The sequence below is a fragment of the Nonomuraea sp. NPDC052116 genome, from assembly GCF_040680035.1.
Lineage (GTDB): Bacteria > Actinomycetota > Actinomycetes > Streptosporangiales > Streptosporangiaceae > Nonomuraea > Nonomuraea angiospora_A.
The window spans coordinates 30,419-56,617 of record NZ_JBFAWA010000002.1 but is presented as its reverse complement, the minus strand read 5'-3'; the positions used below and the strand labels follow the sequence as shown (position 1 = coordinate 56,617).

The 26,199-nt window shown below is 71.8% G+C and carries 25 protein-coding genes and 1 tRNA gene; 18 read left to right on the top strand and 8 right to left on the bottom strand.

Translation table 11 applies throughout. The features are described 5' to 3' along the window. Window positions 1–3 precede the first annotated feature (3 nt). The gene (locus tag AB0L65_RS03135; RefSeq protein ID WP_364239809.1) at window positions 4–1,278 is read left to right on the top strand and encodes a hypothetical protein; all 1,275 of its coding nucleotides are present in this window, start codon (window positions 4–6) and stop codon (window positions 1,276–1,278) included. Beyond that, window positions 1,275–1,751: a hypothetical protein gene (locus tag AB0L65_RS03130; protein WP_364239807.1), complete on the top strand. Its 477-nt coding sequence runs from the start codon at window positions 1,275–1,277 to the stop codon at window positions 1,749–1,751. The genes AB0L65_RS03135 and AB0L65_RS03130 overlap by 4 nt, the downstream gene beginning before the upstream one ends. Window positions 1,752–1,944: 193 nt before the next feature. Here AB0L65_RS03130 and AB0L65_RS03125 read toward each other — a convergent pair whose 3' ends face one another. Next, window positions 1,945–2,262, bottom strand: coding sequence for a YtxH domain-containing protein (locus AB0L65_RS03125; protein WP_364239805.1), 318 nt, complete (start codon window positions 2,260–2,262; stop codon window positions 1,945–1,947). A gap of 125 nt (window positions 2,263–2,387) precedes the next feature. On the opposite strand from AB0L65_RS03125, the gene AB0L65_RS03120 reads away from it, so the two are divergent. Then, window positions 2,388–2,462: transfer RNA gene (locus tag AB0L65_RS03120), tRNA-Asn, on the top strand. 62 nt (window positions 2,463–2,524) lie between these two features. On the opposite strand, the gene AB0L65_RS03115 is transcribed toward AB0L65_RS03120, so the two are convergent. Further along, on the bottom strand, window positions 2,525–2,701 hold the full coding sequence (locus AB0L65_RS03115; protein WP_364239804.1) for a hypothetical protein: 177 nt from the start codon (window positions 2,699–2,701) through the stop codon (window positions 2,525–2,527). 75 nt (window positions 2,702–2,776) lie between these two features. Between AB0L65_RS03115 and AB0L65_RS03110 the strand changes: the two genes are divergently transcribed. Together AB0L65_RS03110 and AB0L65_RS03105 are read left to right on the top strand one after the other, a co-directional pair. Then, window positions 2,777–3,919 carry a sensor histidine kinase gene (locus AB0L65_RS03110; protein ID WP_364239802.1) on the top strand — a complete coding sequence of 381 codons (1,143 nt, stop codon included), beginning with the start codon at window positions 2,777–2,779 and terminating at the stop codon, window positions 3,917–3,919. Further along, complete coding sequence (locus AB0L65_RS03105; RefSeq protein ID WP_364239800.1) at window positions 3,907–4,521, top strand: response regulator transcription factor; 615 nt, start codon at window positions 3,907–3,909, stop codon at window positions 4,519–4,521. Before AB0L65_RS03110 ends, AB0L65_RS03105 begins: the two co-directional genes overlap by 13 nt. Before the next feature lie 238 nt (window positions 4,522–4,759). Here AB0L65_RS03105 and AB0L65_RS03100 read toward each other — a convergent pair whose 3' ends face one another. Together AB0L65_RS03100 and AB0L65_RS03095 are read right to left on the bottom strand one after the other, a co-directional pair. Continuing rightward, window positions 4,760–6,001, bottom strand: a complete 1,242-nt coding sequence (locus AB0L65_RS03100) for a DUF6596 domain-containing protein (protein WP_364239798.1) — start codon at window positions 5,999–6,001, stop codon at window positions 4,760–4,762. Next, window positions 5,998–6,321 carry a YciI family protein gene (locus AB0L65_RS03095; protein WP_364239797.1) on the bottom strand — a complete coding sequence of 108 codons (324 nt, stop codon included), beginning with the start codon at window positions 6,319–6,321 and terminating at the stop codon, window positions 5,998–6,000. The genes AB0L65_RS03100 and AB0L65_RS03095 overlap by 4 nt, the downstream gene beginning before the upstream one ends. A gap of 348 nt (window positions 6,322–6,669) precedes the next feature. Here AB0L65_RS03095 and AB0L65_RS03090 point away from each other — a divergent pair, with 348 nt between their 5' ends. From AB0L65_RS03090 to AB0L65_RS03080, 3 genes are all read left to right on the top strand, one after another. Beyond that, window positions 6,670–7,074 (top strand): hypothetical protein, encoded by a 405-nt coding sequence (locus AB0L65_RS03090; RefSeq protein ID WP_364239795.1) that lies wholly within the window; start codon window positions 6,670–6,672, stop codon window positions 7,072–7,074. A gap of 267 nt (window positions 7,075–7,341) precedes the next feature. Then, window positions 7,342–8,463, top strand: coding sequence for a nitric oxide synthase oxygenase (locus tag AB0L65_RS03085; protein WP_364239794.1), 1,122 nt, complete (start codon window positions 7,342–7,344; stop codon window positions 8,461–8,463). 3 nt (window positions 8,464–8,466) lie between these two features. After that, a complete protein-coding gene (locus tag AB0L65_RS03080) occupies window positions 8,467–9,240 on the top strand; it encodes an enoyl-CoA hydratase-related protein (RefSeq protein ID WP_364239792.1) in 774 nt (257 codons plus the stop codon). An 18-nt stretch (window positions 9,241–9,258) separates the two neighbouring features. On the opposite strand, the gene galK is transcribed toward AB0L65_RS03080, so the two are convergent. Continuing rightward, window positions 9,259–10,371 carry a galactokinase gene (gene galK / locus AB0L65_RS03075; protein WP_364239790.1) on the bottom strand — a complete coding sequence of 371 codons (1,113 nt, stop codon included), beginning with the start codon at window positions 10,369–10,371 and terminating at the stop codon, window positions 9,259–9,261. Window positions 10,372–10,414: 43 nt separating this feature from the next. Here galK and AB0L65_RS03070 point away from each other — a divergent pair, with 43 nt between their 5' ends. Next, complete coding sequence (locus tag AB0L65_RS03070) at window positions 10,415–11,212, top strand: pyridoxal-phosphate dependent enzyme (protein ID WP_364239788.1); 798 nt, start codon at window positions 10,415–10,417, stop codon at window positions 11,210–11,212. A 41-nt stretch (window positions 11,213–11,253) separates the two neighbouring features. On the opposite strand, the gene AB0L65_RS03065 is transcribed toward AB0L65_RS03070, so the two are convergent. Beyond that, a complete protein-coding gene (locus tag AB0L65_RS03065; RefSeq protein WP_364239787.1) occupies window positions 11,254–11,802 on the bottom strand; it encodes a hypothetical protein in 549 nt (182 codons plus the stop codon). A gap of 129 nt (window positions 11,803–11,931) precedes the next feature. Between AB0L65_RS03065 and AB0L65_RS03060 the strand changes: the two genes are divergently transcribed. Further along, a complete protein-coding gene (locus tag AB0L65_RS03060) occupies window positions 11,932–16,887 on the top strand; it encodes a tetratricopeptide repeat protein (RefSeq protein ID WP_364239785.1) in 4,956 nt (1,651 codons plus the stop codon). A gap of 6 nt (window positions 16,888–16,893) precedes the next feature. Here AB0L65_RS03060 and AB0L65_RS03055 read toward each other — a convergent pair whose 3' ends face one another. Further along, window positions 16,894–17,454 (bottom strand): TetR/AcrR family transcriptional regulator, encoded by a 561-nt coding sequence (locus tag AB0L65_RS03055; protein WP_364239783.1) that lies wholly within the window; start codon window positions 17,452–17,454, stop codon window positions 16,894–16,896. Window positions 17,455–17,538: 84 nt separating this feature from the next. Here AB0L65_RS03055 and AB0L65_RS03050 point away from each other — a divergent pair, with 84 nt between their 5' ends. Further along, window positions 17,539–17,967 (top strand): hypothetical protein, encoded by a 429-nt coding sequence (locus AB0L65_RS03050; protein WP_364239781.1) that lies wholly within the window; start codon window positions 17,539–17,541, stop codon window positions 17,965–17,967. On the opposite strand, the gene AB0L65_RS03045 is transcribed toward AB0L65_RS03050, so the two are convergent. After that, window positions 17,951–19,591 carry a bifunctional metallophosphatase/5'-nucleotidase gene (locus AB0L65_RS03045; protein ID WP_364239779.1) on the bottom strand — a complete coding sequence of 547 codons (1,641 nt, stop codon included), beginning with the start codon at window positions 19,589–19,591 and terminating at the stop codon, window positions 17,951–17,953. The genes AB0L65_RS03050 and AB0L65_RS03045 overlap by 17 nt on opposite strands. Window positions 19,592–19,703: 112 nt before the next feature. Between AB0L65_RS03045 and AB0L65_RS03040 the strand changes: the two genes are divergently transcribed. From AB0L65_RS03040 to AB0L65_RS03010, 7 genes are read left to right on the top strand one after another with little or no spacing between them, the layout of a single operon-like run. Further along, window positions 19,704–20,567, top strand: a complete 864-nt coding sequence (locus AB0L65_RS03040; protein WP_364239777.1) for a MurR/RpiR family transcriptional regulator — start codon at window positions 19,704–19,706, stop codon at window positions 20,565–20,567. 8 nt (window positions 20,568–20,575) lie between these two features. Continuing rightward, window positions 20,576–21,808: an extracellular solute-binding protein gene (locus AB0L65_RS03035; protein ID WP_364239775.1), complete on the top strand. Its 1,233-nt coding sequence runs from the start codon at window positions 20,576–20,578 to the stop codon at window positions 21,806–21,808. Then, window positions 21,799–22,689, top strand: a complete 891-nt coding sequence (locus AB0L65_RS03030; RefSeq protein ID WP_364239774.1) for a sugar ABC transporter permease — start codon at window positions 21,799–21,801, stop codon at window positions 22,687–22,689. The genes AB0L65_RS03035 and AB0L65_RS03030 overlap by 10 nt, the downstream gene beginning before the upstream one ends. Continuing rightward, window positions 22,686–23,489: a carbohydrate ABC transporter permease gene (locus AB0L65_RS03025; RefSeq protein WP_355207921.1), complete on the top strand. Its 804-nt coding sequence runs from the start codon at window positions 22,686–22,688 to the stop codon at window positions 23,487–23,489. The genes AB0L65_RS03030 and AB0L65_RS03025 overlap by 4 nt, the downstream gene beginning before the upstream one ends. An 11-nt stretch (window positions 23,490–23,500) precedes the next feature. Then, entirely contained in the window at window positions 23,501–24,247 is a 747-nt protein-coding gene (locus AB0L65_RS03020) for an SIS domain-containing protein (RefSeq protein WP_364239772.1), read from the top strand. Further along, window positions 24,244–25,269, top strand: a complete 1,026-nt coding sequence (locus AB0L65_RS03015) for a hypothetical protein (RefSeq protein ID WP_364239770.1) — start codon at window positions 24,244–24,246, stop codon at window positions 25,267–25,269. The genes AB0L65_RS03020 and AB0L65_RS03015 overlap by 4 nt, the downstream gene beginning before the upstream one ends. Next, window positions 25,266–26,192, top strand: a complete 927-nt coding sequence (locus tag AB0L65_RS03010; RefSeq protein ID WP_364239768.1) for a BadF/BadG/BcrA/BcrD ATPase family protein — start codon at window positions 25,266–25,268, stop codon at window positions 26,190–26,192. Before AB0L65_RS03015 ends, AB0L65_RS03010 begins: the two co-directional genes overlap by 4 nt. The last annotated feature ends 7 nt before the right edge of the window (window positions 26,193–26,199 follow it).

The following is a 26,199-nucleotide window of genomic DNA, read 5'->3' as shown; positions in this document are numbered from 1 at the left end:
GTGATGGAGGCGCGGCCGGCGGTCGACGATGCCGCGCTCGGGCGCGAGGCACTGGCCGTGCTCGAGGCGAACTGGACAGGCACGGGCACCGTGCCCGCGCCAGGTCTCTATCCGCACCAATGGAGCTGGGACTCCGCGTTCGTCGTCATCGGTCTGGCCAGGCACCGGCCGGACCGGGCCCGCGACGAGCTGCTCAGCCTGCTGCGGGGGCAGTGGGCGACCGGGATGGTGCCGCACATCGTCTTCCACACGCGCGAGGCGTACTTCCCGGGGCCGTCCGTGTGGCGCTCGCAGGAGCATGAGGCCGCGCCACGCGTACTCACCTCGGGGCTCACCTCGCCACCGCTGCACGCGCTGGCGCTGTGGTGGTTCTACCGGCACACCGGCGACGTCGCGTTCGTCAGGAAGGCGTACCCGGCGCTGGTGGCGCAGCACGCCTACCTCTCCTCGGCCCGCGATCTCGGCGGCGCGGGTCTGGCGGCGATCGTGCATCCCTGGGAGTCGGGCATGGACGACAGCCCCTCCTGGGACGAGCCCCTGAACGCGCTGCCCGCGATCAGGTACGGCTACCGCCACGTGGAGCTCGAGCAGCGCCACCCCGACAGCGACCACGACCGCTACGTCTGGCTGGCCATGCGCTACCGGGACGCCGGATACCGGGCCGAATACCTGCGGGACGAGCATCCGTTCGCGATCGAGGACCCGATGTTCAACGGGATCTGGCTGGCCTCCTGCCAGGCCCTGGCCGAGCTGGCGCCGCTGGCGGGCGCCGACCCCGTCCCCCACACCGAGCAGGCCGACCGCATCAGGCAGGCCATGCTCGACCGCCTGTGGGACGGCTGCTTCTACGCCCGCGACCTGCGGACCGACCGGCTGATCCGGGTCTGCACGGTGGGCGGGTTCGGGCCCCTGCTGGATCCCGGGCTGCCCAGCGACCACCTGCACGCGGCGGTGGAGGTGCTGGAGTCGGCCAGGTTCATGGGGGCCACCGGCTATCCGGTGCCGAGCTGCGAGATTCGGGCCCCCCAGTTCGACCGTACGCGCTACTGGCGCGGCCCCTCGTGGGTGAACACCAACTGGCTGCTGCGCAGGGCCGCGGCCGTGCACTCGCTCGACCAGCTCGGCCAGCAGCTCGCCAACGGCACCCTGCGCCTGGTCCGGCAGGCCGGGTTCCGGGAGTGCTTCGACCCCTTCGACGGCAGCGGGCGCGGGTGCAGGGACTTCTCGTGGAGCGCGGCGCTCACCCTCGATCTGCTCGCCGATAACGTGGAGGAATGAGCATTTTCCGCCGCCTGCCCGCCGACGTGCGCAAGTCCCTGGCCACCGAGCCCGGGGAGCGGGTGCTGACGTTCGCCGCCGGGGCGGTCTCCGGCTATGTGGTGGCCACGAACCTCGCCCTCTACCTGACGGACGGGACGCGGGTGCCGTACGAGATGGTCGACAAGGCGTCGTGGGACGACGACGGGGTGCGGATCCTCACCACGGACGGCGCGCGGCACGCCGAGCAGATCACCGACCCGCGGATGCTGCCCGAGACCGTGCGGGAGCGCGTCAACTCCACGATCGTGGTCAACAAGCACGTGAAACTCCCGGGGAGGGGCGGCGTGCGGCTGGTGGCCAGGCGCCGGCCCGGCGGTGAGGTGCGCGGCTGGACCTTCGTCTTCGACGACGGCCTCGACCCCGAGGACCCGGGCCTGCGCGCGCAGGCCGAACAGGCCCTGGAAGGGCTGCGGCGGAGCATGGGCGTATGACGCCCGTGAAGGGGTGCGGCGGAGCATGGACGTATGACGTTCGTGGAAGGGCTGCGGCGGAGCATGGACGTGTGACGTTCGTGGAAGGGCTGCGGCGGAGCATGGACGTGTGCGCCCGGCCCAGCTGTGGACGCCCGTACGGAGCCGTGTGGGGCCGTGTGGGGCGCCCACGCCCATGCCCTGCCCTGTCTGATCAGTAAGGGATCCCGCTCTCGCGGGCCTTCTTGTCCACGATGTCCTCTTCAGGCCAGCCCGTGCCCGTGTCGGGGTGGTGGTTGTCGGCACTGAGGAACGGGATGCGATGTTGCAATGTCGCCCCCACCTTCGACTTGGCCACCCCGGCCAGCCTCGACGCCTGCGCGCCCATCACCCCGGCGACCTCCTGCACCCTGGGGCTGTCGGCGACACGCTGGGCCGTCCGCTTGATCTGTTCGTACCGCTCGCGCCCGGCCCGGCTGCCCAGCACGTAGCCGATCGCCAGACCCACAGCGAATGTCACTCGATAACGCATTTTGCACCTCCGCTGTCTCCGGGCCTACCCCGCTTACGATGCGACACGCACTCCCGGAGTGCGCTAATCTATTCCTGCGCACGACGGAGGGGCCGACAGCCCCGAGGAAATGCGCAGACGCACGATCCCGCGTAGCTCAACGGCAGAGCAGCCGGCTGTTAACCGGCAGGTTATAGGTTCGAGTCCTATCGCGGGAGCCACACCAAAGGCCCCCTTACCGGGGGCCTTTCGCGTTTGCGGGGACTGGTGGCGATGGCGGTGGTCAGGAGGGGCGTTTGGTGAGGATACCGGTCAGCGCCCAGCCGAGGCCGACGATGACGCCGCCGACGATGGCGACGATGCCGACCCCGCCGGTCTGGAGCAGCGCGAGCAGGGCGATCACCAGCCCATAGATCACGGTCAGGGCGAGCATCAGGCGGGGATACGTCTTCTGGGTCATATGCATACGATCGCGCGGTGCAGGACGGGGGTCTGTCCTCCGATCGGTGGACATGTTCCCGGTAAAATGTCGATCATGGGCAGTCCCGTGGACGCGCGGGCGGAGAACGCCTGGTTGCGTTCCTATCCCTTCTGGGACGCGTACTTCGCGATCGTGCTGATCGCGACCATCATCATCATCGTGGTGGACGACGGGGCGCCGGTCGCCATCATCCTGCTGCTCCTGATCACCGTCTCGTACGCGCTGTGGGGCCGCAAGGCCGTGCGGGCGCCGGTCGCGCCCACCAAGGAGGGCTGGTGGCACGCCGCCGCGATGCTCGTCCTGTTCACCGCGGCCAACCTGCTCGCGTCGCAGTCCTCCGTCGCGCTGTCGGCGTTGATCCCCATGACGTTCATGGCGCTGCGGCGGGCGCGGGCCGTGGCCGTGACGGTGGCCATGTTCGCCGGGCCCGCGATCCAGCTCATGGCGGAGAACGGCTCGCACCCGCTGCTGATCGCGGTGGCGATCGTCCTCGGACTGTCGGCCAGTACGCTGCTGGGGGTGTTCATCGACCGGCTCGGGCGGCAGAACACCGAGCGGGCCCGGCTGATCGCGGAGCTCGACCGCACCCGGGAGGAGCTGGCCGAGGTGAGCAAGGAGGCCGGGATGCTGGCCGAACGCGAGCGGCTGGCCGGTGACATCCACGACACGCTGGCCCAGGGGTTCGCGAGCATCATGATGCTGCTGCAGGCCGCGGGGGACGGGCACGACCCGTACGTGCGGCGCGCCATGGAGACGGCCAGGGAGAACCTGTCCGAGACCCGCGCGCTCATCGCCGCCCTGGCGCCGCCCGCGCTGGAGGGCGCCTCGCTGGAGGAGGCGCTGGGGCGGCTGGCCAAGGGGTTCGAGCTGCCCGTGGAGGTGAGCGTCGCCGGGGCCTCCGACGCGCCCGCCCTCGTGGCGGAGACGCTGGTGCGGGCCGCTCAGGAAGGGCTGGCCAACGTACGCAAGCACGCCCGCGCCCGCTCCGTACGGCTGGCCCTCGAACACGTACCGGGCCCGGCCGTACGGATGTCGATTTCCGACGACGGGTGCGGCTTCGACCCTTCGGCCGGCGGCGACGGCTACGGCCTGCGCGCGATGCGCAACCGGGTGACCCGGCTCGGCGGCACCGTCCGGATCACCGGCTCGCCCGGCCAGGGGACCACGCTCATGGTGGAGCTGCCATGCTCAGGGTGATGATCGTCGACGACCATCCGATCGTCCGCGAGGGGCTGCGCGGGATGCTGCAGGCCGAGCCGGACCTGGAGGTGGTCGGCGAGGCCGGGTCGGGGGACGAGGCCGTGGTCGTCGTGCCCCGGCTGCTGCCCGACGTGATCCTCATGGACCTGCGCATGCCGGGCGGGGACGGGGTCAGCGCCATCGAACGGCTGGGGCCCGGCCACCGGGTCATCGTGCTGACGACGTACGAGGACGACGGGGAGATCCTGCGGGCCGTCTCCGCGGGCGCGGCCGGATACCTGCTGAAGGACGTGTCACGGGCGGACCTGGCGTCGGCCGTGCGGGCGGCGGCGGGCGGCCGGACGGTGCTCTCGCCCTCGGTCGCCGCGCGGCTGGCCGGGCGGCGGCCCGCCGTGCCCGTGCTGTCGGAGCGGGAGCGGGAGGTCCTGGAGCTGGTGGCCCAGGGGCTCACGAACGGAGAGATCGGCCGGCGGCTGTTCATCGGGGAGGCGACGGTCAAGACGTACCTGCTGCGGGTGTTCGGCAAGCTGGGCGTCTCCGACCGCACCTCGGCCGTCCTGGCCGCCCTGGACCTCGGCCTCGTCAACCGTCACCCGTGAGCCCGTCTCCAGACTGTTGGCTCCTTCAGGACCCGACGGCCCCTCGTCCCGGGCCGGGAGGTGCGTCCGTAGGGGACATGCCTGCGCGTCGGCCTCGGGTGGGGCGTGCCTCCCCCCTTTCCTCGAAGGACCGCAACCATGGATGGTGGAGCGTCCGACGTTGTACTCGGTGGCCAGGTCGGCCAGGGACACGTCGTCCTCGGCGTATCGCCTCCCGTGCGAGATGCGTCCGTGGGCGTTACCGCAGCTGGTCGCGGCGGCGGGTCAGGGAGGCGGTCTCGGCGGTGTTGCCGGCCAGTTCGATGGCTTTGTCGTAGGCCGCACGCGACTCCCGGCCGCGGCCCAGCCGGCGCAGCAGGTCGGCGCGGGTGACGTGGTAGGCGTGATAGCCGGCCAACCTGGGCTCAAGACGGTCGACGGCCGCCAGCGCCACCTCCGGGCCGTCGAGCTCGGCGACCGCGATGGCCCGGTTGAGGGCGATGATCGGTGAGGGGTCGAGGCGGACGAGCTGGTCGTACAGGGCGAGGACCTGCGACCAGTCGGTGTCGCGGATGTCGCGGGCGGAGGTGTGCACGGCGTTGATCGCGGCGAGGATCTGGTAGCGGCCCGGAGCCACCCCGGCGGCGGCAGCGGAGAGGCGCTCGCGCACCAGCCGGTGACCCTCGGCGATGAGCGCCGTGTCCCAGGCCCCTCGGTCCTGCTCGTCGAGGGCCACCAGTTCGCCGCGGGCCGAGACCCGGGCGGGGCGGCGGGCCTCGGTGAGGAGCATCAGCGCCAGCAGCCCGGCCACCTCACCGTCGTCCGGCAGGAGGGCACGGATCAGGCGGGTGAGCCGGATCGCCTCGGCGGTCAGCTCGTGCCGTACGGGATCGGTGTCGGGGCCGGTGGCCAGGTAGCCCTCGTTGAAGACGAGGTAGAGGACGGCGAGGACACCGGAGACGCGTGCCGGGAGATCCTCCGCGGACGGCACCCGATAGGGGATGCGCGCCGCCTTGATCTTGGCCTTCGCGCGGGTGATCCGCTGCCCCATGGCGCTCTCGGCCACCAGGAAGGCGCGGGCGATCTCAGGCATGGTCAGGCCGGCGACCATGCGCAGCGTCAGCGCCACGCGGGTCTCCATCGCCAGCGCCGGGTGACAGCAGGTGAAGATCAGCCGGAGTCGGTCGTCGTCAATGATGCCGGCAGGCTCGGGCGGGTCGTCGTCGTACACCATCTGAGCCTCCTTGTGCTTGTCGTCGCGTTTGTTCTCGCGCCGGATCCGGTCGATGGCCTTGTGGTTGGCGGTGGTGGTCAGCCAGGCGCCGGGGTTGGGGGGCGCGCCGTCGGCCGGCCACCGCTGGACGGCGGTCGCGAACGCCTCGGCGGCCGCCTCCTCGGCGATGTCGAGGTCACCGAAGCGCCTGGTCAGGGAGGCGACCACCCGGGCCCACTCCTCATGGTGGGCCCGGGTGATCGCTTCGCGGACGTCGATCCTGTTCACTGGAACGGCCGCACCTCGACCTTCCGGTTGCAGGCCTTCGACCCCTCGGCTGCCAGCTTGAGCGCCACGTCGAGGTCGGGGGCCTCGATGATCCAGAAGCCGGCGAGGTACTCCTTGGACTCCAGAAAGGGTCCGTCGGTGACCATCGCCTCCCCACCCCGGTTGTCGATGACGGTGGCCGTGTCGGGCGAGGCGAGGCCGCCGGCGAAGACCCAGTGCCCGTCAGCCTGGAGCCGGTCGTTGAACACGTCGATCGCAGCGTCCTCGTCCGGGGTGGCGAGGCCGGCCTGGTCGTGGATCACGGAAATCAGGTACCGCATCTGAGGATCATCTCCTGTGGTGTCAAGACAGAGCCGGTCAGTTTGCATACTGCGGGCGCCCGGCCGGCCGGTAGACCTGGGTCGTCACGCCCTTGGAGTCGACCCGCGACTCGACCAAGCTTCATGATCGCGGTTCCTTCCACCTCGGCGCCGCCCCTTGCGGGCGGCCTCACCCCTGCTACGAACACCACCGCCCCGATCCGACACCGCCTCCCGGATTTCGTTGAAGAACTTTCAGCGATCCGACAGCGCGGCGTACCTGAAGATCACTTCGGGTGCCTTAAGCCCTCCTTCAGGTGCGCCGCGCCACCCTCGGGCTGTCTCATCGAATCGGGGAAGGAGACCCCAATGTTCAAGCGACGCGCCGCCGTCGTCCTCACCGCCGTCACCCTCGGGCTCGCTGGTATGGCCGGGTCCGCGCTGGCCGACGACGGTCCGATCGAGGTGCGCGGCGAAGGGCTGGTCAGGGTCCACGGCGAGCCGGACCTCCCGGCCGGCCCGCTCACGTGCTGGCTGACCGACGGCAAGGTCGTCAAGTTCTCCAAGGCCAGGGTGGCCGAGCTCGTGGACGAGGAGTACATCGAGCCGGCCCAGCCCGTGACCGTGGACGGCGTGACGACCGTGCCCGCGGACCGGCTGTCGATCAGCGTCCCGGCCGGGGAGCTGCCGTACAAGGTCAAGGCCGGCAAGCGCTGGCACCGCAGCCGCGTCGTCCACCTCACGTGTGTGTGGAGGGACTACGCGGGCCGTTAGCCGCTCACCGCGCCCCGGAGCCTTCCGGGGCGCGTTCATTTCATGGTTTGGCAGGACAAAGCTGAGAGCGGCTGGTAAGGATGGTTTACCGGTCCTCTGGGCCGGGAGCCGCGGGCAGGTCGACGGGGGCGAGGAGAGGGCGCCGCCACCAGGACGTGTCGCCGACCCGGAATCGGCGGGGCGATCCGATGACGGAGAAGTGCTGATTGCCGCGTGCGTACCTGGATTACGAGCCTGCGCCCCTTCGATGCCCTGACCGTGCAGGCAGTGCTTGAGCGAACCACCGACTTCCGCGAGGCGGAGCGTTTCATCAGGCTCTTCCACGCCGAGAACCCCCAGGCCGGAGGCCTGCACGCCCGGCTGCGCGACGTCTCCAGAGACGTGGCCCGCCACGGGACCTACACCCACACGTACGAGGAGCTGGAGTTCGGCGCCCGGGTGGCCTGGCGCAACAGCAATCGGTGCATCGGGCGGCTCTACTGGCGTTCGCTGAAGGTGCGCGACCGCCGGCAGGTGACCACGGCCGAGGGGGTCGCCCTGGAGTGCGTCGAGCACCTGCGGGTGGCCACCGGGAACGGCAGGATCAGGCCCACGGTGACCGTCCTGCCGCCCGACACCCCGGCGCTGCCCGGCCCCCGGATCCTGAACGACCAGCTCATCCGGTACGCGGGCCACCGCACCCGGGAGGGCCGCATCGTGGGGGACCCGCACAACGCGGAGCTCACCGACCTGGCCAAGGCGCTGGGCTGGCAGGGCAGGTCCGGCCGGTTCGACGTGCTGCCGCTGATCATCCAGCCGAGCCTGGGCGATCCGCTGCTGTGCAACCTGCCGGGTGACGTCGTGCTGGAGGTGCCACTGGTGCATCCGGAGTATCAGTGGTTCGAGGAGTTGGGCCTGCGTTGGCATGCCGTTCCGGCTATTTCCGACATGTGTCTGGAGATCGGCGGCATCTGCTACCCGTGTGCGCCCTTCAACGGCTGGTATATGGGCACCGAGATCGGCGCCCGTAACTTCGCGGACGCCGACAGGTACGACCAGCTCAAGGTCGTCGCGGAGCGGCTCGGGCTGGACACCTCGACCGAGCGGACCCTGTGGCGGGACCACGCGCTGGTGGAGCTTAACGTGGCGGTGCTGCACTCGTTCGAGCGGGAGGGGGTCACGATGACCGATCACCACACCGAGTCGCGCCGTTTCCTCACCCATCTGTCGCGCGAGGAGAAGGCCGGCCGCGTCTGCCCGGCGGACTGGTCGTGGATCGTGCCCCCGATGTCGGGCGGCGTCACCCCCGTCTTCCACCGCTACTACGACACCAGCGTCCTGAGCCCCGCCTTCGTCCATCACCGCCAGCCGCCGTCCTTGCCTTCCCGGCCTAGAACATGGTTCGGTTAGGGCATGGCAGAACTCATGCTCTCATCCCTCGACCAGGGCGTACTCACACTGACCTTCAACCGTCCCGACACCCTCAACGCGTGGACGGACGCCCTGGGACGGCGCTACTTCGACCTGCTGGCGGAGGCCGAGAAGGACCCCGAGGTGCGGGCCGTCGTGGTCACGGGCGCGGGCAAGGGGTTCTGCTCGGGGGCGGACTTCAAGGCGCTGGCGGCGATCCAGAACGGCACCTACGACGTGGAGCCCGACCCGCGGCCCAACACGTTCCCGACCACGATCGGCAAGCCGATCATCGCCGCCGTCAACGGGGCCTGCGCGGGGCTGGGCATGGTGCACGCGCTCGTCTGCGACATCGTCTTCACGGCCGCGGACGCCAAGTGGACCACGGCGTTCCCGCGCCGGGGGCTGATCGCGGAGTACGGGCTGTCGTGGGTGCTGCCCAAGCTGATGGGGCAGCAGCGGGCCATGGACGTCCTGCTGTCGGGGCGGGTGTTCACCGGGGCCGAGGCGTACGAGCTCGGGCTGGTCAACCGGGTCGTGCCGGGGGAGGACCTGCTCTCCGAGGCGCGGGCGTACGCCCGGGAGCTCGCGGCCTACAGCTCGCCGGCGTCCATGGCGGTGATCAAGCGGCAGGTGTGGCACGACTGGGACGCCACCCTGGAGGACTCCGCCGCCGCGGCCGTCCGGGAGATGATGGCCTCCTTCGACCGCCCCGACTTCGCGGAGGGCGTCGCCAGTTTCCTGGAGCGACGCCCGCCGAACTTCCCGCCCCTTTAAGGAGGCAGGGTAAGCGGCTCAGGCCAGGCGGTGGGCGCCGCGGGCCGGGACGGCGGGCAGGAAGCGCGGAGCCTGGAAGCCGTGCTCCGCGTACGCGGCGGTCACCGACTCCTCGACACTGGACAGGCGCTCCACCGGCACCAGGGCGATGGCGGAGCCGCCGAAGCCGCCGCCCGTCATCCGGGCGCCCCGCGCCCCGCCCTTGATGGCGGCCTCGACCGCGACGTCCAGCTCCGGCGAGGAGACCTCGTACTGGTCCCGGAGCGACAGGTGCGAGGCGTTGAGGAGCGCGCCGATCTCGGTGACGGCGCCCGCGCGCAGGAGGCCGATGAGGGCCTCGACGCGGTGGTTCTCGGTGACGATGTGCATCGTGCGCTTGCGCTCGTCACCCTGGAGCTGATCGAGGGCCGCCGCCAGGTCCGTGACGTCGCGCAGGGCCGGGACGCCGAGCTTGCGGGCCGCCGACTCGCACTCGGCGCGGCGCTTGGCGTACTCGCCGCCGGCGTGCTCGTGGTGGACCTGCGTGTCGATGATCAGCATGCTCAGCCCGTGGGCGGCCAGGTCGAGCGGGATGTTGCGGGAGCCGAGCGAGCGGCAGTCGAGGAACAGCGCGTGCCCCTCCTCGCACAGCGCCGAGGCGGCCTGGTCCATGATGCCGCAGGGCATGCCGACGAAGTCGTTCTCGGCCTTCTGGCTGAGCAGGGCGATCTCCATGGGCGTCATGCCCAGGTCGTGCAGGTCGTTGAGCGCCGAGGCGACGGCCACCTCGAGGGCGGCGCTGGAGCTGAGGCCGGCGCCCCTCGGGACGTCGCCGTCGATCGCGATGTCCGCGCCCCGCACGCGGTCGCCCAGCATGGCGAAGACGCCGACGACGTAGCGCGTCCAGCCCGCAGACTGGTCGTGACCGGGAATCGTGACGGGATCGCCGGGAGCCTGGAGGGAGAGGAGCCGGATGGTGCCGTCCGTGCGCGGCGTGATCGCGGCCGTGACGCCCCACGGCACGGCGAAGGGGAGGACGAAGCCGTCGTTGTAGTCGGTGTGCTCGCCGATCAGGTTGACCCGGCCGGGCGCACGCCAGACGGTCTGGGGGGCCGCGCCATAGGCGGCACGGAAAGCTTCAACAACGCGCATAATCGAACACTCCTCAACAAAGGCTCGACCGTAGACTAGCGCCATGGAAGAGCTCCTGGATCCCGGGCTCGGCCGGGTCCGGTTGTTCCTGACGCACGACGACAACAAACCCCGCAAACTCCGGTACAACCTGGGCCATTCCCGCCTGCTGACCTTCGGCGGCGCGTACTCCAACCACATCAGGGCCGTGGCCGAGGCTGGGCGGCGGCACGGGATCGAGACCATCGGGGTCATCCGGGGCGAGGAGCACCTGCCGCTGAACCCCTCGCTCGCCCACGCGAGGGCGTGCGGGATGACGCTGACCTACCTCGACCGGGCCTCCTACCGGCTCAAGCACACCGAGGGTGTGCTGGCGGGGCTGCGGGCGCGCTGGGGCGACGACGTGGCGATCCTGCCCGAGGGCGGGAGCAACGCGGCCGCCGTGCGCGGGTGCGCCGAGCTGCCGGGGGAGATCTCCGCGGAGTACGACGTCATCTGCTGCCCGGTCGGCACCGGCGGGACGCTGGCCGGGATCTCGGCGGGGCTGCCGGAGGGAAAGCGGGCGATCGGGTTCGCGGTGCTGAAGGGGGCGGGCTTCCTCGCGGGCGAGGTGGCCAGGCTGCAGCGGGAGGCGTACGGGCGCACCTGGGCGAACTGGGAGCTCAACCTGGACTACCACTTCGGCGGCTACGCCAAGTCGACCCCCGCTTTGGACGCATTTATCGGGAAATATCGTGTTGAGGGCATCTATGTGGCGAAGATGCTCTACGGGATCCTCGACCTCGCCCGCCAGGGCGCCTTCCCCGACGGCACCCGCATCGTCGCCGTGATCACCGGTCAGCCCTCCACCTCGCAGTCGTAGGGGAGGTCGCGCCCCGGCTCGCCCGCGCCGGGGCGGCCATGTCAGGGGCCGAGCTGGTCGAGGACCGGTGCGACCAGCGCGTTCAGCTCGCGGGTCAGCACCACCACCGCCCGGTGCGCGCGCTGCTCCACCTCGTCGTGCGGCCCCTCGGGCTCGGGCGGCAGGTCGTCCAGGGGCACGGGCACCTCCAGGAGCAGCGAGGTCCGCAGGAACGGGTGCCGGGCCAGGTCCTGCTGGGTCGGCTCGACGTACTGGCCGAAGGTCTCCTGCCAGCCCAGCCACCCCCGGTCGCGCCACCAGGCCCGCGAGCGGGTCAGCTCCTCGGGCAGCGGCGAGACGACCCTGACCCGCGCGTAGAGCGAGCCGTCCCAGGTGTTGCGGTGGCAGGTGGCGTCGAGCACGCGCCGGTCCCACCGTACGTAACCGGGGGTCAGCGCCGGCGGCGTGGCCAGCCGCCACGCGGCGCACGCGAACCTGACGGGGGCGATGTCACCCCATTCAAACTCTTCCAGATTCTTGCGAACGTGTACGGCATAGCGCCCGTCACGGTCTCTGTCGAACTCTTGATCGATCCAGAACGCCTTGCCCATGAGGACTACGCTACGGCCTCCCCCGCCCGGCGGGGGCTCCATAAGCACGTGCCATCTCCACAAATGGCCTGTGACGGACGTGACACATGTGTAGCTTTTTCACATTGTTGGATGACTTTGGGGTGAGCAATGGCGTCAGAACAGCTCGACGCGGCCATGGGCCACTGGAAAGCGGGAGACCTCGACCAGGCCGCCGCGCTGTTCAGGCAGATCGCGGCCACAGGGGACCCGGAAGCCTCCCACCTGCTGGCGGGGCTGCTGCAGGAGCAGGGGGACCTCGACGGCGCCGAGGCGGCGCACAGGTCGGTGATCCAGTCGGGCGACCCCGTGTTCGGGCAGCGCTCGGCCATCGCCATGGGCATGATGCTGGTCGCGGCCAAGGAGTGGCCGGCGGCGCACCGGGTGCTGACGATCGCGTCCGACGGGGCCGACTTCGAGGTGGCCGCGCTCGCCGACACGGCGATGGTGCTGGTGCTCACGCAGATGGGCGACGTGGAGGGCGCGCAGGAGGCGCTGGAGCGGGCCCGCAGGTGTGACAGCCCGGCGGTGGCCGAGCTGGCCGCGCGGCTGGAGCTGCCCGAGTTCCACCTCCGGGACCCGGCCTCGGCCCGCGAGCTGTACGAGGAGGCGGAGGACGAGGACGACTTCCGGGCGCTGCTGACCTGCGGCGACCCCGACGTGGTGTCGCTGTCGGCGTTCCGGCTGTACCAGATCTATGCCGAGGAGGAGGAGTTCGAGCAGGCCAGGCAGGTGTGCGAGCACGCCATCGCCGTCGGGCACCCCGACCACCTGGCCATGGCGCACAAGCTGCTCGGCGCGGTGCTGGTGGACCTGGGCGAGTACGCCGAGTCCGCCGCCGCCTACCGCGTGGCCGCCGAGGACCCGAGGCCCGACATCCGGCTGCCGTCGCTGATCGAGCTGGCCAAGGTGACCGCGTCGCTGGGCGACGTGGAGGAGACCAAGGCGATCTTCCGCCGGGTGATCGCCAGCGGGCAGCGCGAGTACGTCGTGCAGGCCCAGGCCTGCCTGGCCCAGATGCACGTCGAGGCGGGCGAGACGGCCGAGGCGCTGGCCGCGCTGCGCGCGGTGCTGGAGGCGGGCGAGGACGAGTGGGCGTCGATCTGCGTCACGCTGCTCGGCCTGCTGCTCGACCAGCACCCCGAGGTGTACGACGAGGCCATGGAGCTGGCGCGGTTCGCGTCCGGGCACGACGACCCCGACGCCGCGTTCAAGGCCACGCTGCTCCTCGAGCACGCCGCCAGGCAGCAGCCGCTGGCAGACCCCGTCGAGGAGCAGGCGCTCCAGGACACCGACGAAGGGCTGGCCCGCCTGCAGGCCGGTGACGTGGCCGGGGCCAGGCTGCTGCTGCGCGGGGCCGCCGACTCGGGCGCGGCCACGCAGTCGCTCAGGGCCATGGCGACGCTGGCCCAGCTGGAGATCGGCGAGGGCGACCGGGAGCAGGCCGACGAACTGCTCGCGTACGTGGCCGAGAGCGACGACGTGCTCCAGGGCTTCAGCGCGGTCTTCCTGCTGCACCTGCTGCGCGAGTCGGGCGAGGAGGCGCACCCCGTGCTGGGCGCGATGCTCGACCACCAGCGACTGGGCAGGGAGGAGGGGCTGGTCCGCTACCGCGCGGCCATGGACCATCCCGATCCCGCCGTCGCCGCGATCGGCGCCGCCGTGTTCGCCCAGGTGCTGGCCTCGATCGGGTACGACCTGTCGGACGCGGCCAAGCTGTTCGAGTCGGCGGCCGAGAGCGGGGACCCGCTGGCGCTGTCGTACACGGCGGTGATCTGCAAGGAGGTGCTGTCCGACGAGGAGGCCTCGCTCGACCTGCTGCGCCGGGCCACGGCGGAGGGGCACCCGGTGCTGGCGCCGTGGGTGGGGTACGCGCTGGGCGGGCTCGTCACGGAGCACGACCTGGGCGAGGCGCGGGCCGCGTACACGACGGCCATGGACGGCGGCAACCGCGGGCTGCGGATCGAGGCGGCCGCCTCGCTGTTCACGGTGCTGGAGCGGCAGGGCGACCTGCTGGCCGTCTGCCGGCTGCACGAGAGGCAGATCGAGGAGGAGACCTCCGCGGACGACCGCTCGCGCAGCGCCTGGCTGCTCGGGCTGCACCGGGTGCGGGTCGACGACCTCGCCGCCGCTCGGGCGGCCTTCGACCTGGCGACGGGGGAGCCGAAGGAGATGGGGCGCTTCGCCCGGTTCCTGCTCGACCGGGACCTCGACGCCGCCGCCGAGGCGCTGGCGGAGATCGATGACGAGGGCAACGCGTTCCTGGTGAGCATGCTGGCCATGGAGAGCGCGCACGCCTGGCAGCGGCGCGGCGAGATCGCCGCCGCCGACGCGGCGCTCTCGCTGGTGCTGGCCGCCGGGCACCCCAACTACCGGCAGGAGGCGGGCTGCTACCTCGGCGCGCTGCGGAACGAGGCGGGGGACAAGCGCGGGGCGCTGGAGGCGTGGGAGCAGGTCGCGGAGGGCGACAACGAGCGCCTGGCCGCCATCACGCTGCGCGACATCGGGCAGGTGCGGCAGGAGCTCGGGCTGCTGGTCGAGGCGGCCGCCGCCTACCGGGGAGCGCTCGGGGAGCTGAGCGAGGCGCGCAGGAAGGACGCGACCGTGCGGCTCGCCGAGGTGCTCGTGGCGAGCGGGGCGGCGCAGGAGGCCGGTGAGCTGATGACGGAGGAGTTCGGCGCGGCCGGGCGGCTCAAGTTCGCCGTCGTTCTCCGCGACCACGGCGACCTGAGCGCCGCCCTGTCCCTCCTGACGCCCGGCTCGGGCGATACGCTCGAGGAACAGGTGCTCGGGGAGCTGCTGGCCAGGACGGGCGACGTGCTGGGGGCGCGGGAGGCGTTCGAGCGGGCCGTGGCCGCCGACCCCGAGTCCGCGTCCGGTGCGCTGATGTGGGCGGGCCGGACGCTGGCCGAAGCGGGCGACGACGAGTACGCCCGCTCCGCCTACGAACGGGTCGTCGCCCTGGACGACGACGAATGGTTCACGGCCGTCGCCCGCGTCCGGCTCGGCACGGCCTCGGCCAAGGAACGCGGATGGGTGCTGGCCGACGACGGCGACCGGGAGGGGGCGGTCGCGGCGCTGACCGAGTTCGCCGGGTCGGAGCTGATGGCCGAGGTGCTGCTCGCGCTCGAAGAGGACGACGCGAAGGCCGTACGCCGGCTGGTGGCCGCGGCGGACCCGCAGGACCGGCGGGAACCCCTCGCCGAGACCCTTGAGCGGGCCCGCGGGCTGGAGAACGAGCACGCGGCCGCGGCGCTCTGCCGGGTGGTCGTCGAGCTGGGCGAGCCCGACCTCGCCGCGCAGGCCGCGGTGGACCTCGGCGTGGTCCTCGCCGAGCGCGGCCAGCACTGCCGGGCCGAGCTGAGCACCCTGCCCGCCACCGGACACCCGCGCACGGCCGAGATGGCCTGGCGCAACATCGCCATCCTCCGCCACCGTCGCGGCGACCTCGACGGGGCGATCGAGGCGGCCCGCGCCGCGATGCCCGCCACCGCCGTCGTGCTGGCAGACCTCCTCAACGCGCGGGGCGACGCCGAGGGCGTACGCGAGGCGCTGACCGCCGGTGCGGCGGCCGGGGACCTCGAGAGCGAGCGCCACCTGATCGCCCACCTGCTCCTCATGGAGGACCACGACGCGGTGGTGGAGGAGGCCGAGCGGGCCGTCGGCACCGGCGACCCCGAGACCGTGTCGATGGGCTACTGGGCGTGGGGCGACGCGTACAAGGCGCGGGACGACCTGGAGAACGCGGCCCTCATGTACCGGCGGGGCGTGGAGACCGGCTTCCCCGGCACCTCGGCCGGCATCCGCGTGGACCTCGCCAAGACCCTGCGCGGCCTGGGAGACACGGCCGGCGCCGTCCGGGAGGTGCGGCTGGCCATGGAGTCCGGCGCGCCCGACGCGGTGGACCGGGGCGGCGTGCAGCTCGGCATCTGGCTGTACGAGGAGGACGACCACATGGGCGCCGCCCAGGCGTTCGCGGCCGCCGCGGGCGCCGGCTCCGAAGTGGCGGCGGGCAACCTGCGGGTGCTCGCCCACCAGGCGTCCGACCGCGGCGAGCACGACCTGGCCGTACGGATCCTCCGGCTGATGGGCGACGAGGCCGCCGCCGTGGCGCGCGAGCTGGGCGAGCGGTGTGCGGACCCGGCCGCCGTACGGGCGTACTTCGAGCTGTCCGAACGGGGGTCGTTCACCGAGCTGGACGTCGCCGACCGGCTGGCCGAGCTGGGCGAGCACGCCGAGGCCCGGGCGATCTACGAACGGCTCAGCCGGGACGACGACGCGGACGTACGCTTCGTCGCGGGCGGCAGGCTGCTCGAACTGCTCGACGACGAGGGGGACACCGAGGCGTTCTTCGACGTCGCGCAGCGGGCGGCGGCCGACGCCGACAGCCCCATCCGCGGGGTGTTCGGGAGCCTGCTCGGCATGCTGCAGGGCAACCGCGGGGACACCGAGGCGTCCCTGGACACGTTGCGGGCGGCGGCCGCCGGGGGCGAGCCCATCGCGGTGGCCACGCTGGCGCAGACGCTGGTCGGGGCCGGGCTGGTGGACGAGGGGCGGGAGGCGTACCTGCGGGTGCTCGACGCCGGCGACGCCGACCTCGCGGCCCGGGCGACGATCGCGCTGGGGCAGACGTATCACGAGGAGGACGAGGAGCGGGCCCGGCAGTGGTACCTGAGGGGCGTCGAGGAGGCCGAGGGGCACTACAGCGCGCTCGCGGCGATGTACCTGGGCGCGCTGGCCAAGCGGAACCGGGACTTCCCCGAGGCGCTCACCTGGTACCAGCGGGTCATCGACGCGGGGGACGCCGAGTCGGGGCTGGCCGCGGCGCACCTCGGCGAGCTGTGCTACTGGCTCGGCGACCACGACGGCGCCCTGCGCTACTACGAGCTCACGCTGGGGCTGACCGAGCAGGCCGACCTGGTGGCCGAGGCCGCCTGCCGGATGGGGGAGATCAGGTACGCGCGGGGTGACATGGAGCTGGCCCGGCGGTTGCTGCGGACGGCGGTGGAGACCGGCGACCCGTCCTTCGTCTCCCCGGCCTCGTCGCTGCTGGCCAAGATCGGGTAAGCCAGGTCAGGTGTGCCCGAGGCCCGCCGGCAGCAGGGCGCGGAGCGTGGCCCGGACGGACTCCAGGTCCACCGCCTCGGGAGCGACGCGCCACTGGGCGTGGACGCCGATGACGGCCCCCACCAGCAGGACCGCGAACGCCTCCGGGTCGGTGCCCGGGGGCAGCGCGTCCGCCGGTATCCGGGCCAGCACCCCTTGCCGGAGTGCCGCGTGGAGCCGGGCGTAGTGCTCGCGGATCGGTGAGCCGACCTCCACGGCCTCGGCGAGCAGGGTGATGAACAGCCGCGTGGCGGGCCGGCGGATGAAGCCCATGACCTGGTCGAGCGGATCACCGGCGGGCGGGGGGAAGCCGCTCGGCACGGCCTGGACCTGGTCGTCCACCACCGCTTCCAGCAGGCCGAGCTTGTTGCCGAAGTGCCAGGGGATGGAGCCGCGGCTGATGCCGGCCTGGTCGGCGATGTCGATGAAGCTCGTCTGCCGGTATCCCTTCTCGGCGAAGAGCTCGGCCGCGGCCGTCACCAGCAGCCGGCGGCTCTCCTGAGTGCTCTCGATACGTCGCGTGGCCATGCGGCCATCTAACCAGGTATGCCGGATGACAGAGCATATGCCGGGCGATATAGCCTGTGTTGGCCAACATAGAAAGGTGTCACGATGGACTCCAAGAAGCGGCTGCTCCGCTGGGCGAGCGGGATCATGCTGGTGCTGGGTGCGGGGCACCTGTCCCTGCTGGCGCTCTTCGCCTGGGGCGACGTCGCCGGCTGGGCGGACCGGGGGCTGTGGGCGGCCGTCCCGCTCGAATTCACGGGCGGCGCCCAGACGGTGGAGTCCCTGCAGAACAAGCTCGTCTTCTGGGCCGGTCCGGGGGGCTTCGCCGTCCCCTTGTTCCTCCTGGGGTGCCTGATCTGGCACCTGGCCGGACGAGGGGTGGCGGTGCCCGCCGGACTCGGCTGGGGTGTCGCGGTGTGGTGCGCGCTGGGCGGCGTCCTGCTCGTGCCGTCCCCGTTCTTCGCCGGGACGGTCTCCGGGGCGCTCATCGTCGTGGCGGCCCGGGTCCGCCCTGGTCCTAGTTCAGGCGGGTGACCCGGCCCAGGGCCGGGGCCTGCAGCGGGCTCTTCGCCCGGATGTAGGACTCGAACGCCTCGATGTCGCGTACCTTCTCCACCCGGTCGGTGCCCTCGGTCAGCACCGAGAAGCCGTCGCCGCCGTTCGCGATGAAGGAGTTGGCGGTCAGGCGGTACTTCGCGGCCGGGTCGACGACGGTCCCGTTGAGCTTGACGGTGGCCGGGTCGATCCGGTCGCAGGCGGGCTTGGCGTTGTCGTAGGTGTACGTGAGCCCCTGGGAGACGCCGAGCACGCGCGCGGTGCCCTGGCCGCACCACTGCTGCTCCAGCAGCCGCTCCAACTGGGTGCCGGTGAGCGTCATGGTGACGAGCATGTTGCTGAACGGCTGCACGCGCAGCGCCTTGCCGTGCGTCACCAGGTTCGCCATCTCGTTGCCGGTGGGGTTGACGATCAGGTCGCCGCCGATGCCGCCGCCGTAGGGCGGCTGGATCCCGATCTGGGCGCCGCCGTTCTCCGGGGCCGAGGTGGCGAAGAGCCGGGCGTCGGCCAGGGCGTGGCCGACGGTGGACTCGCCGGCGGCGTTGCGCTGTGCGGTGAGGTCGCGGGCGAGCAGGCCGACCGGCCGGTCCAGCAGCTTCTGCCCCTGCTCGTCGGTCCTGCGGCGCAGGGCGGCGATCTGGCCGTCCGGCTTGACGTCGTGGGTGACGGTGAGGTTCTCGGCCTTGGAGGCGGTCGGGTTGCCGGTCGCCCGGTCGACGGTGAGGGAGATCCTGGTGAGCTCGCGCGTGTGGCCCGAGGTCTGGGTGACCGGGATGCCGTTGATCACGCAGTTGTACGCGTTGTGCGTGTGCCCCGAGATCACCGCGTCCACCTCGGGATCGAACCGCTGCACGATGTCCTTGATCGGCCCGGCCAGGTTGTTGCACTGGTTGGGCAGGCCGCCGCCGGTCTGGCCGCCGCCCTGGTGGATCAGCACCACGATGGTCCGCACGCCCTTGGCCTTGAGCTCGGCCGTGTACGTGTTGACCGCCTCGGCCTCGTCGCGTCCCTCCAGCGGCGCGGTGGGGCCGGGGGCCTCGTTCAGCGTGTTCTTGTAGCTGACGCCGATGATGCCGACCTTGACGCCCTTGACCTCCTTCACGATGTAGGGGGTCATCGCGGGCTTGCCGGTGGTGGTGTCGATGATGTTGGCGCCCAGGTACGGGAAGTCGGCGCCCTTGAAGCCCGGCAACGCGCACCCTTCGATCGGGTGGCAGCCGCCGTTCTCCATCCGGCGGAACTCGGTCAGGCCCTCGTCGAACTCGTGGTTGCCGACGCTGGAGGCGTCCAGGCGCATCAGGTTGAGCGCCTGGATGCCCGGCTCGTCGTGCAGGGCGGTGGCGTTCATGGTGCTGGAGGAGATGTTGTCGCCGGCCGCGAGCCGCAGCGTGCCGTGGGGGTTGTCGCGCTGGAGCCGGTCCATGTGGGCGGCCAGGTACTCGGCGCCGCCCGCCGGGACCGGGCCGGACGGCGTCATGGCGAAGCTGGTCGGGAAGCCGGAGTGGAAGTCGTTGAAGGCCAGTAACTGGATGTCCACCGCGTCGGCGCGGGTGGGCAGCAGGCCGGCGCTCCCGAGCACCAGCGCCAGGAGGAAGTTCCGCATGGCCTCGAAAGTGACATACTCCCAACGAATCACACAAGGGGGAAATTTTCTAACATCGTCTGTTCAATGTGAACTATTGACATACATGTCGGGAAGCGGGAGGGTTCCTCCCATGTCACCGATCCTGGCCAGAATCCGGGGGGTCGAGCCCACCCTCACCGCGACCCACCGGCGCATCGCCGAGACGATCCTGGCGGACCCCGCCGCCGTGGCCGCCTCGACCATCGGCGAGCTGGCGGAGCGGTGCGGCACCTCACTCACCACCGTCACCCGCTTCTGCCGCGAGCTGGGCCTGGCCGGCTACCCCGAGCTCAGGCTGGCGCTGGCGGCCGAGCTCGGCCGCAACGACGCCACCCCGCGCGAGCAGAGCCTGATCGCCTTCTCGCCGGACGACCCCGCGAGCCTAGTGCTGCGCAGCCTGCTGGCCAGCGACATGCGCGCGATGGAGGAGACGGCGGCCCAGCTCGACCTCGAGGCGGTGGACCGGGCCGCCTCCGCCCTGGTGCGCGCCAGGTTCATCGACTTCTTCGCGGTCGCCGGCAGCGCCGGCGTGGCCATGGACCTGCACCTGCGGCTGCACGCCATCGGCCGGCCGGGCGCGCTGTGGACCGACGTGCACAACGCCGTCTGCAGCGCCAACGCGCGCGACGACCACGACGTGGCGCTCGGCATCTCCCACTCGGGCACCACGGCCGAGGTCGTCGAGCCGCTGACCATCGCCAAGGAACGCGGCGCCACCACGATCGCCGTCACCAACTTCCCCCGCAGCCCGCTGGCCGAGGCCGCCGACATCGTCCTCACCACCGCCGCGCAGGACACCCCCTTCCGCGCCGGCGGGGTGGCCGCCCGCCACACCCAGATGCTCGTCCTGGACTGCCTCTACATCGGCGTCGTCCAACGCACCCATCAGACCAGCAACCAGCTGCTGACCGCCGCAACCGACGCGGTCGCCAAGCACCGCCTGCCCCCACGCTAGGAGCCCCCATGCGCCTCGCCGCCGCTGTCGCGCTGGCGATAGCCCTCACCGCCTGTGCCCCTTCGACCACCACCAGTGCCGGCGAGGGCAAGGTCACCCTCTCGGTCTGGGGGTGGGGTCCCGAGGCCAACTACGACAAGATGTTCGCCGAGTACGAGAAGCTCAACCCCGGGGTCGACGTCGACGCCCGCTCCTTCACCACCGCCACCGAGTACGACACGATCCTGTCCACCGGCCTGGCCGGCGACAGCGGCCCCGACCTGGCCTGGCTGCGCGCCGGAGCCCAGCTGCAGCCGCTGGTCGAGGCGGGCCGGCTGCTCCCGCTCGACACCAAGGACGTGCCCGGCCTGGCGAGCTACGACGAGGGCGTCCTGCGGGCCGCCAAGGGCGACAAGGACGGCAAGGTGTACGGCGTCCCGTTCGCCGTGCAGACCCTGCAAGTGATCTACAACAAGAAGATCTTCGCCGACAACGGCGTCACCCCGCCCAAGACGTACGACGAGATGATCTCCTCCGCCGAGAAGCTCAAGGCCAAGGGCATCATCCCGTTCGCCTTCGGCGGCAAGGACGACTGGATGCTGCCGATCGTGGCGAGCATCTTCGGCACCGCCCAGTGGGGCGGCGACGAGTTCCTCGCCGACGTCAAGGCCAAGCGGAAGAAGTTCGCCGACCCGCGCTTCGTCGAGGGCATCGAGCAGCTCGGCAAGCTCAAGCCGTACTTCCCCGAGAACGCCGCCGGCGTCTCCTACACCGACGCGCAGATCCTGTTCTCCTCCGGCAAGGCGGCCATGTTCCCCGGCGGCCTGTGGGAGCTGAACTTCTTCAACGAGAACGCCAAGGACGTCGAGCTGGGCGTCTTCACACCGCCCTCGCTGGAGGGCCAGGGCCTCATGCCCGGCTTCACCGACGGCTCCTACGGCATCAACGTCAAGACCAGGCACAAGGCCGAGGCGCTGAAGTTCGCCGCCTGGCTGGCCTCCAAGGACTACGGCCAGCTCTACACCGACACCCTGCGCATCTTCTCCGCCGTCCCCGGCGTCACGCCCAAGGATCCCCTGCTCGGCGAGGTCGCCACCACCTTCAAGCAGCACGGCGCGGCCTACTTCATGAACGAGTTCGCCTACGGCAACCCCTCCTCGGCCGCCGTGTTCTCCAAGGCGCTGCAGGAGATGCTGCTGGGCCGGATCACCGCCAAGGAAGCGGCGGAGCGGCTCGACAAGAGCGTGTCCACATGGCTCTAGGCATGCGGCGGGGGCGGGGATCGTCGTACCTGTTCCTGATCCCCGCCTTCCTCCTCTACTCGGCCTTCGTGGTCTACCCGCTGTTCACCGGCCTGACCTACAGCTTCTTCTCCTGGAAGGGCACGCTGCGCGGTGGCTTCGCCGGGGTGGACAACTACGCCGGCCTGCTGTCGGGCACCTTCCTCGACCAGCTGCTGCCGGCGCTGGGGCACAACTTCCTGCTCTTCGCGGGCACCATGCTGGTGCAGAACACGCTGGGCCTGGCCTTCGCGCTCGCGCTGTCCCGCGTACGGCGCGGCAAGCGGGCGCTGCAGACCATGTTCGCCCTGCCGTACCTGGTCAACCCCCTGGTCATCGGCTACCTGTGGACCCTGCTGCTCAGCCCCGCCTTCGGCCCGGTCAACGCGTTCCTCAAGCCGCTCGGCCTGGCGATGCCGTGGCTGGGCGACCCGGACACCGCGCTGCCGACCGTCATCATGATCACCACCTGGCAGTGGGTGGGCTTTCCGATGCTGCTGTTCAGCGCCGCCCTCGGCGGCATCCCCCAGGAGTACGGCGAGGCCGCCAGGACCGACGGCGCCGGCTCCTGGCAGGTGTTCTGGCGCATCACGCTGCCGCTGCTCAAGCCGGCCATGGCCACCGTCACGATCCTCAGCTTCATCGGCAGCATGGGCACCTTCGCCCTGGTCTACGCGCTCGGCGGCTCCAACGGCGCCCCGGCCGGCGCGACGGACGTGCTCGGCCTGCTGTTCTACCGGACCGCCTTCGCCTCGGGCGACGTCAACGCGCTGGGCACCTCCTCGGCGCTGGCGGTCTTCATGTTCACCTTCATCTTCGGCTCGACGCTGCTGCTCGAGCGGGTCCTGAGGAGGAGGGCATGAGGGCGCTGGCGATCAAGATCCTGCTCTGGGGCTACGCCGCCTTCTCCATGGCGCCCCTGCTCGTCATGGTGCTCAGCTCGTTCCGGCCCACCAGCGAGATCTTCGACCAGCCGCTCGGCCGGCCCACCGGGTTCGGCAACTACGTCAAGGCGTGGACGGAGGCGTCCTTCTCCACCTACGTGGTCAACTCGGCGGTCGTCGTGGTCTGCGCGGTGCTGCTGGGCGCCGGGGTCTCGCTGCTGGCCGCGTACCCGCTGGGCCGCAGGGAGTTCCGCGGCCGCGGGATGTTCGCCGCCTATTTCATCTCCGGCATGACGCTGCCCGCCCACCTGGGCGTGCTGCCGCTGTTCTACCTGCTGGAGAGCATGGGGCTGGTGGACTCGCTGGCCGGGCTGGTGCTGGTCTACGCGGCCGGGTCGGTCCCGTTCAACGTCTTCGTGCTGACCGCCTTCTTCCGCCAGCTGCCGTACGAGCTGGACGAGGCCGCGTCCCTGGACGGCGCAGGCCCGTTCGCGACCTTCTGGCACGTGATGCTGCCGCTGGTCCGGCCCGCACTCGCGACGGTGGTGGTCTTCCAGTTCGTGCCGATCTGGAATGACTTCTTCTACCCCCTGGTCCTGATGCGGGACGAGAGCAAGCTGACCCTGCCGGTCGGCCTCACCCACTTCTTCGGCCAGTTCCAGAACGACTGGGGGACGCTCTTCGCCGGCCTGGTGATGACGACGATCCCCCTGGTCGTGCTCTTCGTCCTGGCCACGCGCCAGATCGTCGCCGGGCTGACCGCCGGCATGAACCGTTGAGGAAACAATCCATGGATCTTGTGATGGCCTTCGCCGACGAGGCGCGCTCCCGCCTGGACCGGCTCCTGACCGGCCAGCTGCCCGCCATCCGGCGGTCGGGAGCGCTGATCGCCGAGGCCGTGCGCGCCGGCGGCGTCGTCCACGCGTACGGGACGGGGCACTCGGAGGCGGTGGCGCTGGAGGTGGCGGGCCGGGCGGGCGGTCTCATCCCGACCAACCGGCTCACCCTGCGCGACCCGGTGGTGCTGGGCTCGGCCGACCCCGGCGAGTTCGACCCGCTGGCCGAGCGCGATCCGCGCACCGCGCACCAGGTGCTGGCCCTGCACACGATCGAGAAGTCCGACGTCTTCGTCATCGCCTCCAACTCGGGCGGCAACGGCTCGACCGTGGAGATGGCCCGGCTGGTCAAGGAGCGCGGCCTGCCGCTGATCGCGATCACCTCCCTGGCCCACTCCGGCGCCATCACCTCGCGTCACCCGTCGGGGGAGCGGCTGTTCGAGCTGGCGGACATCGTGATCGACAACCTGGCGCCGTACGGCGACGCCGTCCTGCCGACCGAGCACGGCCCGGTCTGCGGCATCTCCTCGATCACCTCGGCGCTGGTCGTGCAGCTGATGATCGCCGAGGCGATCGGCCTGCTCCAGGCGGATGGAACGGTCCCGCCGGTCTACCTGTCGGCCAACATCCCCGGCGCCGACGCGCACAACGACGCCCTCGTGACCCGCTACGCCGGGCGGATCAGGACGGGAGCGCTGTGAACCTGACGATCGCCGCCTTCTGGCCGCCGCCGCCCCACGAGACGACGGCCGCCCGCTACCGGGAGATCGCCGACGCCGGCATCGACCTGGTGATCACCGGCAACTACCTCAACGACCGCGTCATCCTGCGGCACGCGCTGGCCTGCGCCGAGGAGGCGGGGCTCGGCGTGCTGGTCGCCTCGGACCCGCGCGTGGACGTGCTCATGCGCGACCTGGACGTGGACCCCGCGCCGCTGATCGGCCGGGTGGTCGAGGACTACCGCCCGTTCCGCTCCTTCCGTGGCGTCAGCCTCATGGACGAACCGCACGCCGAGCAGTTCGCCAGGGTGGCGGCCGGGGTCGCCGCCGTGCGCGCGGCCGGCGCCTTCGCCTACGCCAACCTCCTCCCGAGCCACGCCGCCGGCCCCTACGACGCGTACGTGGGGGAGTTCGCCAGGATCGTCCGCCCCGACGTGCTCTCCTTCGACCGCTACCCGTTCCTGGCCGACGGCTTCGACGAGGGCTACCTCGCCGACCTGGCGACCGTGCGCGAGCACGCGCGCCGGGCAGGGCTGCCCGCCTGGATGTACGTGCAGACGCCGGCCTACGACGGGCACCGCGAGCCGACGGCCGCCGAGCTGGCCTGGCAGGTCAACACCGCGCTCGCCTACGGCTACACCGGCATCCAGTACTTCACCTACTGGACGCCCGACCCGGCGCGCGGCGAAGGATTCCGGCCGGCGCTCATCGACGGGGACGGCGTGCCGACCGAGCGCTACGGCATGGTGCGCGACCTCAACACCCGCTGGCTGCGCCCGGTGGCGGCGGAGCTGTCCGGCTGGACGTCGGCCGACCACGACGGCGACGTCCTGGTGGGCCGCTACGGCGAGGGCCGGCTGTTCGTCTGCAACGCCCGCTACGACGAGCCGGCCGAGGTCGCGCTCGACGGGATCACCGAGGCCTTCGACCCGGTGACCGGCGCCTACGAGGCGTGCGGCACGGCCTTCACCCTCGCGCCCGGCGCGGCGAGACTGGTCCGATGATGCTCTTCGCCGGTGTCGACGCCGGCGGCACCACCACCCGGGCCGCCCTCCACGCGGCGGACGGGACCAGGCTCGGATACGGCACCGCCGGCCCGGGCAACCCGGCCGCGCACGGCGTCCCGGCGGCCGGGGCCGCGATCGAGCAGGCCCTGCGCCGCGCGCTCGACGGCCTGGACCCATCGCTGGTGGCCGCCTCGGTGGCGGGGGTGGCGGGCGCGGACGACGGCTTCGCCGAGGTGCTGCGGCGCGTCTGGACCGCGTGCGGCATCGCCTCCCCGCCCAGGCCGGCGAGTGACGTGGACGTCGCCTACGCGGCCGGCACCCCGGCGCCGTCCGGCACGCTGCTGCTGGCCGGGACGGGGGCGGCGGCCGCCCGCTTCTGCGGCCGCGCGGTGGCGGCCGTCGCCGACGGGCTCGGGTGGCTGCTCGGCGACGAGGGCGGAGGCTTCTGGATCGGCCGGGCCGGGGTGCGCGCGGCCGTCCGCGCGCTCGATCGCGGCCTGCCGGGCGGGCCGCTGGTGGAACTCGTCGGCGCGCACTTCGGCGCGACGGGGGAGCCGCGGCGGCGGGCCGACCGCATCGTGCGGCTGGCGCAGGCCGACCGCATGCTGGTGGGGGCCGCGGCGCCGCTCGTGGCCGAGGCGGCCACGGCCGGGGACGAGCGCGCGGCGGAGATCGTCGGCGAGGCCGCGCGGCGGCTGGCGGCGACGGCGGGCCGGGTGCACGGCGAGGGTCCGATCGTGCTGGCGGGCGGCGTGCTGGCCGCCGACGGCCCGGTACGCACGGCGGTCATGGCGCTGCTGGCCGGACGGGAGGTGGTCACCGCGCGGGACGGCGCGGCGGGGGCGAGCTGGCTGGCCGCGCTCGACCGGCTGGGCGACCTCGGCGCGCACGCGCGCTTCACCAACTTGTCATTAATTTAATGACCGA

Bases quoted from the DNA above. Each gene is read 5' to 3' on its own strand.
- AB0L65_RS03135 (WP_364239809.1), top strand. From the start codon at position 4: ATGGAGGCGCGGCCGGCGGTCGACGATGCCGCGCTCGGGCGCGAGGCA.
- AB0L65_RS03130 (WP_364239807.1), top strand. From the start codon at position 1,275: ATGAGCATTTTCCGCCGCCTGCCCGCCGACGTGCGCAAGTCCCTGGCC.
- AB0L65_RS03125 (WP_364239805.1), bottom strand. From the start codon at position 2,262: ATGCGTTATCGAGTGACATTCGCTGTGGGTCTGGCGATCGGCTACGTG.
- AB0L65_RS03115 (WP_364239804.1), bottom strand. From the start codon at position 2,701: ATGACCCAGAAGACGTATCCCCGCCTGATGCTCGCCCTGACCGTGATC.
- AB0L65_RS03110 (WP_364239802.1), top strand. From the start codon at position 2,777: ATGGGCAGTCCCGTGGACGCGCGGGCGGAGAACGCCTGGTTGCGTTCC.
- AB0L65_RS03105 (WP_364239800.1), top strand. From the start codon at position 3,907: ATGCTCAGGGTGATGATCGTCGACGACCATCCGATCGTCCGCGAGGGG.
- AB0L65_RS03095 (WP_364239797.1), bottom strand. From the start codon at position 6,321: ATGCGGTACCTGATTTCCGTGATCCACGACCAGGCCGGCCTCGCCACC.
- AB0L65_RS03090 (WP_364239795.1), top strand. From the start codon at position 6,670: ATGTTCAAGCGACGCGCCGCCGTCGTCCTCACCGCCGTCACCCTCGGG.
- AB0L65_RS03080 (WP_364239792.1), top strand. From the start codon at position 8,467: ATGGCAGAACTCATGCTCTCATCCCTCGACCAGGGCGTACTCACACTG.
- galK (WP_364239790.1), bottom strand. From the start codon at position 10,371: ATGCGCGTTGTTGAAGCTTTCCGTGCCGCCTATGGCGCGGCCCCCCAG.
- AB0L65_RS03070 (WP_364239788.1), top strand. From the start codon at position 10,415: ATGGAAGAGCTCCTGGATCCCGGGCTCGGCCGGGTCCGGTTGTTCCTG.
- AB0L65_RS03065 (WP_364239787.1), bottom strand. From the start codon at position 11,802: ATGGGCAAGGCGTTCTGGATCGATCAAGAGTTCGACAGAGACCGTGAC.
- AB0L65_RS03060 (WP_364239785.1), top strand. From the start codon at position 11,932: ATGGCGTCAGAACAGCTCGACGCGGCCATGGGCCACTGGAAAGCGGGA.
- AB0L65_RS03055 (WP_364239783.1), bottom strand. From the start codon at position 17,454: ATGGCCACGCGACGTATCGAGAGCACTCAGGAGAGCCGCCGGCTGCTG.
- AB0L65_RS03050 (WP_364239781.1), top strand. From the start codon at position 17,539: ATGGACTCCAAGAAGCGGCTGCTCCGCTGGGCGAGCGGGATCATGCTG.
- AB0L65_RS03045 (WP_364239779.1), bottom strand. From the start codon at position 19,591: ATGCGGAACTTCCTCCTGGCGCTGGTGCTCGGGAGCGCCGGCCTGCTG.
- AB0L65_RS03040 (WP_364239777.1), top strand. From the start codon at position 19,704: ATGTCACCGATCCTGGCCAGAATCCGGGGGGTCGAGCCCACCCTCACC.
- AB0L65_RS03035 (WP_364239775.1), top strand. From the start codon at position 20,576: ATGCGCCTCGCCGCCGCTGTCGCGCTGGCGATAGCCCTCACCGCCTGT.
- AB0L65_RS03030 (WP_364239774.1), top strand. From the start codon at position 21,799: ATGGCTCTAGGCATGCGGCGGGGGCGGGGATCGTCGTACCTGTTCCTG.
- AB0L65_RS03025 (WP_355207921.1), top strand. From the start codon at position 22,686: ATGAGGGCGCTGGCGATCAAGATCCTGCTCTGGGGCTACGCCGCCTTC.
- AB0L65_RS03020 (WP_364239772.1), top strand. From the start codon at position 23,501: ATGGATCTTGTGATGGCCTTCGCCGACGAGGCGCGCTCCCGCCTGGAC.
- AB0L65_RS03010 (WP_364239768.1), top strand. From the start codon at position 25,266: ATGATGCTCTTCGCCGGTGTCGACGCCGGCGGCACCACCACCCGGGCC.